This is a genomic window from Paenibacillus oryziterrae, assembly GCF_042610485.1.
Classification (GTDB): Bacteria; Bacillota; Bacilli; order Paenibacillales; family Paenibacillaceae; genus Paenibacillus_AQ.
In genome coordinates, this window is sequence record NZ_JBGJZO010000019.1 from 44,669 (window position 1) to 56,138 (window position 11,470).

The following is an 11,470-nucleotide window of genomic DNA, read 5'->3' on the forward strand; positions in this document are numbered from 1 at the left end:
ATAAGGAGCTGACGAAAGATTAAATTATTGTTCATCTGCAGCCGGAACCAGTGGCGCAGCTTAACGGCCGAGAAGATCTTTGACAAATACAACGGCTATGACGTGAGATCGGCAGGAACAGAGGATCAGGCGCGGATCAAAGTAACGGAAGGGCATATCGGATGGGCGGATATTATTTTTGTGATGGAACGAAAGCATGTCCGCAGACTGAAAGAGAAATTTGGAAATCTCCTCTTGAGTAAAAGAGTGATCTGTATGGATATTCCTGAGTAGGAGCGTTGAAATCTCTACCATCCTAAGAGGCATAGTAGCAGAAATCGTTAAGTATATTGAAACAGGACAGCTAGGTCCGTTGCTGAAAGAGGTAATTGAAGAAATACAACATTAGGAGACATAGTTAAATGAACAAAAATAATCGATATTTAATAAAGTTATGGATCCCGGCTGTGGTTTTAATTGTGTATTTAGCCTTTAGTATTATCCGGGATTCCACGAATCTTATAATAGTTCCTTTTGTAATAGCATTTTTGATTATTCTCAGATCCCGGATCCGAAATACATTGGGTAAAGCGTTACAAAACAGCGGTCCCGAGCCTTTAATACGCAGCCTGACTCCAAAGCCGTCGAAGTTTTTAAAGCCTGAACTGGGAGTAACAACGAATGCGTACAATAGAGCTTTTGCCTATTTATTGTACGGAGAATTTGAGCATGCAAGAGCAGCAATGAAAGAAGTTGACTGGCAGAGCATGGACCCTATGTTTCAAGCTATGGATTATTCTATGAAAAGTCTGATCTGCTATTTCACTGGTGACGTTACAAACGGCTTAACCTATGCTCACAAAACAAAGGAGTTGGGTTCTGTCTCCACCATGTTCCCTGGTTCGAAAAGGAGCAGTGAAATAACCGATGCATACATCGAAGTCGGGCAGGTTCTGAGCGGTTATTGTACAACTGAGAGAATGAACAGTCTGGAACTGAAGTTTCAAAAGGCTGCTGCTCTAACCAAACTTATTCTAGGCTGGGGACTGATGAATGGATACAAGCAGCGGGGAGACACCGCAGGGTACAACCGGATGCAGCAATACTTTCGGGTGCATGCCCCTCATTGCAGTGTGCTGATCAATCCGCTCCCGGAGGAACCACTTTCTGAAGCGGAATAAACCCTGCCTTTTGTGGAAGGGTGAACATGAAGGAATACTTGCCGACTGGCAACACTTGGAGGGAAGGAAATGCAACTGGAACTGGATGAATTCTATGAAAGTGTGCCGGAAGAGGATAAAGCTCTCTTTTCCGAAATTGCGGACTTTGCCTATCAGCTGGGATATAAGCCTAAGCGGGCCAAGACGCAGTCTGTGAACATTGTGTTCACCAACAACCGGACCAAGAAGCATCTTCTCAAGTTCTCCATTGAACATGGCAAGCCCTACTTGAAGATGAAATTCTATGCAACAGCGGGTTACTCCCCTTTATTTCAGGAAGCTATTCGGGCAGTAATTGAGGAATACAACTATAAATACACGGGCTGCTATCAATGCGGTAAATGTGCGGATGAACTGCAGGGATATCATTACAGCTACCCGGATGGACGGGAGTTTTTCCGTTGCGGTAGTGAACTTATAAGTTTGCCGGTGATCAGCAGAGAGGATGTGCCGGAGATTCTGAAGCTGCTGCATTCTCAGCATCAATTCTACATAGGGATGCTTAGTTAACAAATTGATCCATGGAGTGAAGCTTAATGGAAGAAACACTAATCGACCGGATGGAGTCAAAGGACTTTGTAGGCTTCTGGAAAAGAGTGCTGATCAGCTTTTTGGATGTATTCATTTTGGCTGTTCCGCTATTGCTTCTGTACTACGTATCCAATTCATTAGCGGTACATTGGGAATCAGAGATACCGATCATCACGCGATGGATCTTGATGAATATGTTCTATATCTTTATGATTGTCAAATTTGGCGGAACACCTGGAAGGCTGATCCTGAAGGCGAGAATTGTTAATGAAGCCGGGAATTATCCTACGGTAAAGCAGGCTTTAATCCGCTGTAGTTTTCTTTTGCTGGGCACCGTATTCTCAATAATCGATAATCTCAATCAATTTAATTATTCTTTTGATTCCGTTCAGTTATCCGATTTAGCGCAGCTAGCCTCTGATCTGGATGCGATTTTAGGGTGGGTCATTATTGTCGATTGTCTATTCGTAGTATTTAATAAACAGAACAGGGCGCTGCATGACCTGATGGCTGGAACTTATGTGGTGAAGAAATCTGCGCTTAGCATATTAGATTGAGTTCTAACGGGAGCCTTTCTTTCGATCTGAATGATTCCGCAACCTTTTCCTGCTTGCCTCCGTCTGATTCTAACAGTTGGATATAATAGACGTGTAGACAATCAAGGAGATGACACAAATGACAACCTCATACAAAGCAATGGCCAGTATTCTGTTACTGTCCGCTTTGCTTGGACTTACAGCTTGTAATGGGAACAACAACGGAAATACGGCATCGGAAGCCACTGCTCCTGCGGTGACTGCTGCACCCACGGCGTCGGCAACTGTAGCCCCTGAGGCAACTGCGTCTCCAGAGGCCACGGCTGCTCCTGCGGAGTCAGCGCCGGAAGTCACTGCTGAAGCTTCTGCCAGTCCGGTGGCTGACAGTGCACAGAGTACCTCGGAGCAATTGAAGGAGCTTCTGCAGCTGGCTAAGCAAGGCAAGGCTCCAGGTGTGGAATATGCTGCGCACAGCGGAATGATCGATGAGGTAGAGAAGGCTTGGGGTAAACCGGATGTTGAGGAAGCGGCAGGCAAAGGTATCTACGCTACCTATAAAGATAAAAAGGTAGTCTTCGGTTTTAATAAAGGCAGCCAAATCTTCGACGTACGTTCTAGCAGCGCGGAGCTTCAAACTCTAACACTGAAGGAGATCGAGGATACTCTGGGCAAACCGGACGATATTAAGAAGAACGGACAGGATACGATCTATACCTATCAGGCAGGTAAACAGTATCAACTGAAATTTATTATTCCGGAGAGCAAAGGCACGGTGGATCATATTTCGGTCTTCTCCGAACAGGATTCAATCAACAATATGGCAGGATAATCGAAGGAGGGCAGTCCAGCAGGGGGGAACCTTGCGGGCTGCCCTTTTTTATTTTGTTCACTGATTTACCTAATGGACATGCATTAACTTTATCTCGGATGCTAAGCGTGTTCGGCTAGGTGCGACTAATATAAACACGGTGCCGGACATATGCATTCAGTAATGTTCATGAGAAATATATCGCCATTTGAGCCGTATGTAGAGGAGATTGGATCTATTGTATTTTGTGCAATAGAATCAGGTGGAATTCGTCGATATTTAAGTTCTGTTGTATTTAGTGCAGTAGAATCTGGTTAGTGAAGCTCGCTTGTAGAAATCTATTGCATTAAATACAACAGAAAGCTGAATTAACCCGAAAATGCTCTAATCTATTGTACAAAATGCAATCAGAGCAAAAATTACGGTTTTGTATAATGGGTCACAGGTTAGAAGGCAACGTTGCCGTTATACTGCGATTTGAATGTAGTGGAGGATTATGGAAATAGCAAGCGAATGTAGTCTAATCCGATATTTGAGCAGGCGGTGAACAATGAAACTACGTATTTTGCTGATACAGCCGGAGAATAAGAAGATCAATCAGTTCCGCAGAAAACAGTTCAATAACTTTGTGCAGATTACGATGCCGTATCTGGCTGCTTTTATTGATGAAACGAAGTACGACATAACCCTTGTCGATGAATATCAGCAAAAGATTCCGTATCACCGGGACTTTGACTTGGTCGCCATTACTGTGAATACTCCGAATGCCTATCATTGCTACGATATTGCTACTAAGTTCCGGGCTAAGGGAGCAAAGGTGGTTATGGGCGGACCTCATGTGACGCTCCTTCCGGAGGAGGCTGCCCTGCACTGTGACACTATTATCATCGGTGAGGCGGAGGAGAGCTGGCCCAGGTTTCTGGAGGATTTCAGCCGGGGGGATGCCCAGGACGTGTACCGCTCTGAGTCTATTCCTGACCTCAGAGAAGTTCCGGTTCCGCGCTGGGATCTGCTGAGAAGGAATGCGCTTATGAAAGGTGCAATATTTTCAACCCGGGGCTGTCCCTACCGCTGCGCATACTGCAACTTGAAGCAGATTTACCATGACCGCTTCCGCACCCGTCCGATCCCAGAGGTTATTCATGAGATCTCGCTCATGAAATCGAAATTTTTTGTATTCTGGGATGATAACTTCTTCGCGGATAAGACTCATGCTATGGAACTGATGAAGGCTATGGAACCGATGGGCAAAAAATGGGCCGCCCAGGCCACGCTTGCGGATTGCAATAATGATGAGCTGCTGCGCCAGGCGCATGATGCGGGGTGCTTGTACCTGTTCGTTGGTCTGGAGTCTTTCTCCCCGCCTGCGCTGCGAAGTGTGAATAAAGGAATTAACCGGGTCGGTTCCTATGAAGAGATTATACATAAACTGCATCGGCATAAGATCATGATTCAGGCCGGGATTGTGTTCGGCTTTGATGAGGATACGCCGGATACCTTCCGGCAAACGCTTGAAGCCTGCGAGTCGCTTGGCATTGACGGAGTTACCGTCAGCCTGCTGACTCCGCTGCCTCAGACTCCGGTGTACAGCCAGATGAAGCGGGAGCAGCGGCTGCTGAATGAAGACTGGAGCATGTTTAACGGCAAAACGGATGTGGTATTCACTCCCCGCCATATGACAAGCCAGCAACTATACGAAGGGTATAATGATTTCCGCCGCCGCTTCTATTCTTTGCGGTCTTTCGTGAAACGGATGTCTGTATCTAGAACGCATTTGCTGGTTAACTTTATTATGAATCTGGGGTACCGGCTGGCCATTAAACGCTGAAGGATCATTTTGCGGATAGGAGTGTTGTGTAATGTTTGTTATTTTACAGGAGCCCACAGGTGAAGTGTATCGTTCCTTGCTAGAGGTGGCCATAAATCTATGCGATGAATTTATTCTGGTGAAAAGGGATCAGATGCCGCTGGAGGAGAGCGGGGTTGAACTGCTGAAGGCGCTGCAGCCATTTTTTAAAGAGGTGAAGAAGCAGGATAATTGGCCTGGAACCCGGCTGATTAACACAGCCCATGAGCAGGAGAGCAGCATCAGAACGGACAAGGAAAAAGAATTGGCGGAGCTGGACACGATAAAAGGCTTGTTGATTCACGATTTGTCGCAGTACGGGTAATAGATTACTGAGGGCAGTAATGTTTAAAATCATTCTATACCATTCCTATATCTTGCCTTCAGAAGTAAAGCTCCCTTATAATGAACTCATTCTTACCATTCCGGACAATTCACGGAGGACCTTTCGACTGATGAATAACTAACACGATTTCCTAAACGGACTCTTTAACTTGTGGAATACAGTCACAAGCCACGGAGCGCCCAAGCGGGCGGTACGGTTACGGGATACGTGTGTCAGTCGGAGGCTATACGATACTTTAGTTAATCTTGGACGTCCATGGATCAGGGAGATATACTGCAGCTTGCAGGTGTCTATCCCGTTCAGGGGTTGTTTAAGACTTCAAAGTATCCTTCTCCGCCATACGATATTTCGACCGCTTGCCGCTGGCAGCGGTTTTTTTGTGCCAATCTGCACGGCTCATAAAATCCATGAAATATGATCCAAGGAAGCGGAGGAATGGTATATGCCAGTCATTAAGGTAAAAGATTTGCGCAAGGAATGGAACGGAGTAACGTTATTCGAACAAGTGTCATTTGAGATAGAGGAAGGGGAGCGTGTTCTGCTCTTCGGACGCAACGGAATCGGCAAGACGACGCTGTTGCACGGGCTACTGAACCGGCTGCAATTTGATGAAGGTACGGTATATCGGGGGATACCGCCGGAGGAATGGGGAATTCTGGATCAGCAGCTTGAGATCGAAGAAGGAACCACCGCATTTGATTATGTGCTGTCCGGGGAGATAGAGCTTCCGTTACTTAAAAGGCGGATTGAAGCCTTAAGCGTTGAGATGCCGCAGGCAGAAACATCAGATGAAGCTCATTTGGCCGAATATGGTGAGGTGTATGAACGTTATCTGCAGCTGGACGGGTATGGATGGGAAGCAAAGGCAGAGAAGTGTCTGCGGCAGTTGAAGCTTGAACCGGAGGTTTGGGATCTGCCGTACACCTCGCTGAGCGGCGGGCAAAAGACTAGGGTGCAGCTCGCGGCTCTCCTCGCACGGCAGCCTAAACTGCTGGTGTTGGATGAACCGACCAATCATCTGGACAGCGGGACGATGGAATGGCTGGAACAGTGGATTGCAGCCTATCCTGGAACCGTATTGTGCGTCTCCCACGACCGAATCTTTATAGACCGTACTGCAACCGCCGTATTAGAGTTGACCGGCAAGGGCTGCCGGCGATATCCGGGAGGGTACACGCAGTACCGTGAGCAAAAGCAGCTTGAAGCCCGGACCCTGGAAATCCGGTATAAAAAGCAAGAGCAGGAGAAAGAGAAACTTCTGGAGAGTATACGCCGGTACGCGGAATGGTTCCAGCAAGCACACCGGGCTGCGGGGCAAAATGATTTTCTGCGATCCAAATCGAAGAAAAATGTCTCCCGGCTGCATGCTAAGGAGTCCGCGCTTCGAAGGCTGAACGAGAATAAAGTCGTTCTGCAGGAGACGCCTAAGCTTCGAATGCGGCTCGAAGGAGGGGAGTTCGCGGCTGATACGCTGGTGACGCTGAATGATGTCACTTTCGCCTACGAAGGCAGCCGTCCATTGCTGGAGAATTTCAGCGTTTCGCTAAGACGAGGAGAACGTGCAGCTCTGATCGGGCCGAACGGTGCCGGTAAATCTTCGCTGCTGAAGCTGATGGCAGGCATAATCGGGCCTAGCTGTGGAACAGTGCGGGCGCATCCGCAGACTAAGGTGGGGTATTTCGCCCAGGAGCTGGATAATCTCGAAGCGGATTCAACCCTTCTGGACAGTCTGTTAGGGCTTCCCGGGATGACGATTACCGAGGCGCGGACAATCCTGGGCTGCTTCCTCTTCTCCGGAGATGATGTATTCAAACGGATTAGAGACCTCAGTCTTGGGGAGAAATGCCGGATTGCCTTTCTGCGACTCTATTTCGGCGGTGCCAATCTGCTCGTACTGGACGAACCGACCAATTATCTGGATATCAATACCCGGGAGCGGGTAGAGGAGGCGCTGGAGGCTTATCCCGGTGCACTTCTGCTGGTGTCCCATGACCGTTATTTGCTCTCGCGAATTGCGAACCGCCTGATTGTAATGAAGCCGGGCAGTCCGCCGGTGTTGTTCCCGGGGACATACGGAGAATACTCCGGGAAGGATCGCAGCCGCATACGCAGCACCGAAGAGCTGGCTCGCGAAGGGGAGGCTGACCTTTTGAAGCTTAGGCTCTCGGAACTAATGCGGCATGAAATAATGGAGAGCGAAGAAGAGAACCGGGCGCTGATGAAGGAGATTGTGAGTCTGCGGGAGAGAATCTTGAAGCTTGGTGGTTCCATCCGGTAGATCTACAAACGTCTCGAATTGATGTGACTCCTTCCGAATCTCGAATACTCTGGCAGAATCTCAAGTACTCTCGCAGAATCGTGGAGGATCTCCTAGACTCATACAGAATCTCGCAACTATTTTTCGGCGGCGGCGTCTAAGAAGATGTTGATATCCAGAATAATCCAAACATACATGAAGAAGGATTGGACAACTTCATCCATTAACCGCATGAGAGGGGTATTCATATGCACACGCACCGCCGATTTTTTATGGATAAAAACAAGCTTGCAGCTATATTATTCACCGGTCTGCTGGCGCTTATCGCCTTCTTTAGTTTCGGAGGTACACGGGCCCATGCTGACCGCTGGGAAATCTTTGATCAAGGGGATCATCTGTTTCTGCCCGAAGGGCCAGTAGAAGTGGACGGTGTTGTCATGGTGCCGCTGCGTCCGATTGCCGAACGCTTTGGGTATACCTTTGAGTCGGTAACATCCTCGGAAGTGATTTTGAAGGATCAGGACGGTTATAAGCTTACGATAAAGCTGGGTACCAAAAGAGCGCTGCTCGATGATCCTACGGGTATGCATGTACAATTAATGGAGCAAATACCCCGTTATTATAACGGATCTCTGTTTATCGATCTGGCATTGGCCGGGGCGATGGGCGGTCAAGGCCACTCGGTAGTTCCCGGGACGAATCTGATTCAGCTCCGTCCTGTTTCTGGAGATGCGAAGGAGAAGCTGGACAGCCTGTACTGGTACAGCTTCAATGATAATGGCGGTACGGTTGCCGTGGATAATCAGGGCCGGGAGCAGTTAAAGACTTCATATACGGGGGTTCTTGATTTCGGCTATGAAGAATTGATTCCTGTGAAGAAGTCCGGGTATACCGCCGGATTTATGAACCGTGCAGGTGAGCTGGCTGTTGACGCTCCGCATTACCAGCTGGGGCAATTCAGCGAGGGTCTGGCTACGTTTAAAGATCTGGTGAAGACGGAGAGCGGCGGCATTACAGTGAAGATGGGTTATATGAACCGCACCGGCCGGATCGTCATTCCGGCAATCTATAATCGTGCCTACGATTTCGCGGACGGAATGGCGAAAGTGTTGTCCGGCGGTAAAACCTATTACATCGATCACAACGGCAAAACCGCGATTCCTGTAATCTTCGGCAGCCAGAGCACAGACTCCTTCTCTGAAGGTCTGGCAGCGGTGTCTGTACGCACGACAAACGGTGGGAAGTCCGTCTTCAAAACCGGATATATCGATACCAAGGGGAAATGGGTAATCAAGCCGGTCTATGATTATGCCAGTCCTTTCAGGGATGGAGTTGCGGTTATAGTCAATAACGGGAAGACCGGCCTGATTAACCAGAAGGGTGTCTGGATTTTCAAACCCCAGTCCACGGAGTCCATTCAGTTCATCGGGTACTTCAACGACGGTTATATTATGCTGTCTCAGCGCCATCCCTATGACTATACCCAGCGGCTGGTGGATACCAAAGGGAAGCTGATCGCCATTCCAGGAGCGGATCACCTGATCAGTTATGGTGAAGGGATGGTGGCGTATGAGGAAGGCCCGGTAGGATTCAAGACTCTGGCAGGCCAGACCATGGTTAAGCCAATCTATTCATTTGTCTCCACCTTCCAGGGGGGCGCCGCCAAGGCCTACGTGAACAATGCGAATAACACGTACACCCCTTATCTGATCAATAAAGCAGGGGAAGTCGTCTGGACTGGGGAATAACGGTATGCGTTCGCCATCGCCCACGAAATCCACGAAATCGGCAGTTGTCTGTATGGGCCAGAGAGATGGGCAGGGCGCCGGTGTCGGACTATCTTGTTTTTAGAGAGCTCGCCGGGGCAAACGGGAAATAAGGAATCAAAAGGAATCAAAGAGTGCCGCTGTAAGGTGCACTTTAACCAGGAGGATTTGTATGAGCGAAATGTATCGGGTGGAGACAAGAACCGCCACGATTGAGGAATATAGAAAGCTGTGCAGTTCTGTCGGCTGGAAGGACTTTATGAATTTGGATGCAGCGGAAGTCGCTTTGAGCCGTTCGTTGTTCGGTGTTGTCGTCTGTTATGGGGATGAAACGGTCGGTATGGGACGAATTGTAGGGGACGGGCAGATTTTTTTTACATTCAGGATGTCGCCGTTATGCCGGAGCATCAGGGTAAAGGGGCAGGCTTCCTGATTATGAACTCCATCCGGAACTATCTGAAACAAAATGCGCCGGAACAGTCGTTTGTCGGCCTGTTTGCTTCCCGGGGGAAAGAAGAGTTCTACGAATCCTTCGGCATTCAGCGCCGTGAAGCGATGACAGGAATGTTCGGCGTGATTCATCAGGGCGAGATCGTTTGACTTTAAGCGTATAATCCTTAGGGTGTACCAGCCATTCATTGGTGCGGGTGCACCCTTTTCAATCCCGGTGTCACAAAATCCGCTGCTGAATTGTCTTCAGTTTGTACATTAAATTAGGAGGCGTTCAGATATGAGTTTGAGATTGAATTACAGAGAGGCCAATGCTGCGGCATTTCAGGCCATGATGGCACTGGAGAAGCACACAAGCAGCCGTATTAAGGATAAAGTACTGTATGAGCTGATTAAAATCCGGGTATCCCAAATAAACGGGTGCGCTTTCTGCCTGGATATGCATGCCAAGGATCTGCTTAAGCTCGGGGATCACAGCGACCGTATTCTGCTGCTTAGTGTATGGAGAGAAGTTCCAGCTCTGTTCACGGAGAAGGAGCGGGTTGCCATCGAACTCGCTGAGGTAGTAACGAAGATTTCGGAAGCAGGTGTACCGGGGAATGTGTATGATAGAGTTAGAGGTCTATTCAGCGAAGAAGAATATATTGACCTGATTGTGGCGATTAATACCATCAATAACTGGAACCGGATTGCGATCTCCACAGGAATGTACCCTGGATGTTTTGACTGAGATAAGATAAGGATTTGAAGAGAAGATGCAGCAGGAAGTGGGGAGGAGCGTGAAGGAATTGAATGATATGCCGGGTACGGACATAAACGATGAAGTGAAACAGGACATTGAGGAATTGTACCGTAACTATAAAAATTACGCTTTTGCCATTGCCTACCGGATGCTTGGAACGGCTGCGGATGCGGAGGATGTCGTTCAGGATTGCTTCACGGAGCTTGCCCGGAGGGACAGGAGCGGTATCAGCAATATGAAAGCTTACCTTGCCAAAGGTATTACCAACCGCTGCCTCAACCTGCTGCAATCTGCTCGCAGCCGGAGAGAAACCTATACCGGAGAATGGCTCCCTGAGCCTATCACCGCATCATATGACGGACCGGAGGCGACGGCCGAGCGGCAGGATACCTTGTCTTATGCTTTTCTGGTGCTGCTGGAGAAGCTTGCGCCAGCCGAGCGGGCGATCTTTCTGTTGCGTGAAGTGTTCGAATATGAGTACGAGGCTATAGCGGAGATTATGAATAAGTCTGAAGCAAATTGCCGTAAAATTTTCAGCCGTGCCAAACGCAGTCTTCAGCCTGAGACTGCTATTGAGCGCCGCCGCTTGACAGCTGAGCCGGGGAGGGCTGCTCTGCTGAAACGGTTCTCTGCAGCCTTTGCCGCTTATGATGTCAGCAGAATGCTTGAACTTTTGGCTGAGAATCCGGTGTTCATCTCCGATGGCGGCGAACATGTGCATACAGTACTCCGGCCGATGAAGGGACAGAAGGGTGTTCTGGCTCTGTTGACTTCACGCCGGGTGCTCTACACTCTCCGCGACTGGGAGACCACAACGGCCCTTATCAATGGAGAGCTGAACATCGTGTACCGGAAGGAAGGCCAAATTATGGCCGTGCTCTGTATGTCACTGAATCGTTCAGCAGACCGGATTGAGGGGCTGTATCTGATGCTCGATCCGGAGAAATTACAGCATATTATCGTCTGACCTGGAGTGGTCCCATCAATGA

Annotated in this window: 12 protein-coding genes and 1 pseudogene; all 13 read left to right on the plus strand. The window is 48.7% G+C overall.

Annotated elements, in window-relative coordinates:
• Positions 1-18: 18 nt before the first annotated feature.
• A pseudogene (locus ACAN55_RS17755) lies at positions 19-270 on the plus strand (low molecular weight protein tyrosine phosphatase family protein); the annotation flags it as partial.
• Between the two features lie 131 nt (positions 271-401).
• Entirely contained in the window at positions 402-1,160 is a 759-nt protein-coding gene (locus ACAN55_RS17760) for a hypothetical protein (protein WP_379135733.1), read from the plus strand.
• 69 nt (positions 1,161-1,229) lie between these two features.
• Positions 1,230-1,709 carry a hypothetical protein gene (locus ACAN55_RS17765; protein WP_379135735.1) on the plus strand — a complete coding sequence of 160 codons (480 nt, stop codon included), beginning with the start codon at positions 1,230-1,232 and terminating at the stop codon, positions 1,707-1,709.
• A gap of 26 nt (positions 1,710-1,735) precedes the next feature.
• A complete protein-coding gene (locus ACAN55_RS17770; RefSeq protein ID WP_379135738.1) occupies positions 1,736-2,287 on the plus strand; it encodes an RDD family protein in 552 nt (183 codons plus the stop codon).
• 118 nt (positions 2,288-2,405) lie between these two features.
• Positions 2,406-3,095, plus strand: coding sequence for a YjgB family protein (locus tag ACAN55_RS17775; RefSeq protein ID WP_379135741.1), 690 nt, complete (start codon positions 2,406-2,408; stop codon positions 3,093-3,095).
• Positions 3,096-3,624: 529 nt separating this feature from the next.
• Complete coding sequence (locus ACAN55_RS17780) at positions 3,625-4,902, plus strand: B12-binding domain-containing radical SAM protein (RefSeq protein WP_379135744.1); 1,278 nt, start codon at positions 3,625-3,627, stop codon at positions 4,900-4,902.
• 31 nt (positions 4,903-4,933) lie between these two features.
• The gene (locus ACAN55_RS17785) at positions 4,934-5,245 is read left to right on the plus strand and encodes a hypothetical protein (RefSeq protein WP_379135746.1); all 312 of its coding nucleotides are present in this window, start codon (positions 4,934-4,936) and stop codon (positions 5,243-5,245) included.
• A gap of 463 nt (positions 5,246-5,708) precedes the next feature.
• The gene (abc-f, locus tag ACAN55_RS17790) at positions 5,709-7,544 is read left to right on the plus strand and encodes a ribosomal protection-like ABC-F family protein (protein WP_379135749.1); all 1,836 of its coding nucleotides are present in this window, start codon (positions 5,709-5,711) and stop codon (positions 7,542-7,544) included.
• A gap of 251 nt (positions 7,545-7,795) precedes the next feature.
• Complete coding sequence (locus ACAN55_RS17795) at positions 7,796-9,271, plus strand: WG repeat-containing protein (RefSeq protein ID WP_379135752.1); 1,476 nt, start codon at positions 7,796-7,798, stop codon at positions 9,269-9,271.
• 190 nt (positions 9,272-9,461) lie between these two features.
• Entirely contained in the window at positions 9,462-9,722 is a 261-nt protein-coding gene (locus tag ACAN55_RS17800; protein ID WP_379135754.1) for a hypothetical protein, read from the plus strand.
• A complete protein-coding gene (locus ACAN55_RS17805; protein WP_379135757.1) occupies positions 9,686-9,889 on the plus strand; it encodes a GNAT family N-acetyltransferase in 204 nt (67 codons plus the stop codon). The genes ACAN55_RS17800 and ACAN55_RS17805 overlap by 37 nt, the downstream gene beginning before the upstream one ends.
• A gap of 130 nt (positions 9,890-10,019) precedes the next feature.
• Positions 10,020-10,469 (plus strand): carboxymuconolactone decarboxylase family protein, encoded by a 450-nt coding sequence (locus ACAN55_RS17810; RefSeq protein WP_379135760.1) that lies wholly within the window; start codon positions 10,020-10,022, stop codon positions 10,467-10,469.
• 67 nt (positions 10,470-10,536) lie between these two features.
• A complete protein-coding gene (locus ACAN55_RS17815; protein WP_379135833.1) occupies positions 10,537-11,448 on the plus strand; it encodes a sigma-70 family RNA polymerase sigma factor in 912 nt (303 codons plus the stop codon).
• Positions 11,449-11,470 lie beyond the last annotated feature (22 nt).

Excerpts from the sequence above, each read along its gene's own strand:
- ACAN55_RS17760 (WP_379135733.1), top strand. The coding sequence starts at position 402 with ATGAACAAAAATAATCGATATTTAATAAAGTTATGGATCCCGGCTGTG.
- ACAN55_RS17765 (WP_379135735.1), top strand. The coding sequence starts at position 1,230 with ATGCAACTGGAACTGGATGAATTCTATGAAAGTGTGCCGGAAGAGGAT.
- ACAN55_RS17770 (WP_379135738.1), top strand. The coding sequence starts at position 1,736 with ATGGAAGAAACACTAATCGACCGGATGGAGTCAAAGGACTTTGTAGGC.
- ACAN55_RS17775 (WP_379135741.1), top strand. The coding sequence starts at position 2,406 with ATGACAACCTCATACAAAGCAATGGCCAGTATTCTGTTACTGTCCGCT.
- ACAN55_RS17780 (WP_379135744.1), top strand. The coding sequence starts at position 3,625 with ATGAAACTACGTATTTTGCTGATACAGCCGGAGAATAAGAAGATCAAT.
- ACAN55_RS17785 (WP_379135746.1), top strand. The coding sequence starts at position 4,934 with ATGTTTGTTATTTTACAGGAGCCCACAGGTGAAGTGTATCGTTCCTTG.
- abc-f (WP_379135749.1), top strand. The coding sequence starts at position 5,709 with ATGCCAGTCATTAAGGTAAAAGATTTGCGCAAGGAATGGAACGGAGTA.
- ACAN55_RS17795 (WP_379135752.1), top strand. The coding sequence starts at position 7,796 with ATGGATAAAAACAAGCTTGCAGCTATATTATTCACCGGTCTGCTGGCG.
- ACAN55_RS17800 (WP_379135754.1), top strand. The coding sequence starts at position 9,462 with ATGAGCGAAATGTATCGGGTGGAGACAAGAACCGCCACGATTGAGGAA.
- ACAN55_RS17805 (WP_379135757.1), top strand. The coding sequence starts at position 9,686 with ATGCCGGAGCATCAGGGTAAAGGGGCAGGCTTCCTGATTATGAACTCC.
- ACAN55_RS17810 (WP_379135760.1), top strand. The coding sequence starts at position 10,020 with ATGAGTTTGAGATTGAATTACAGAGAGGCCAATGCTGCGGCATTTCAG.
- ACAN55_RS17815 (WP_379135833.1), top strand. The coding sequence starts at position 10,537 with ATGCCGGGTACGGACATAAACGATGAAGTGAAACAGGACATTGAGGAA.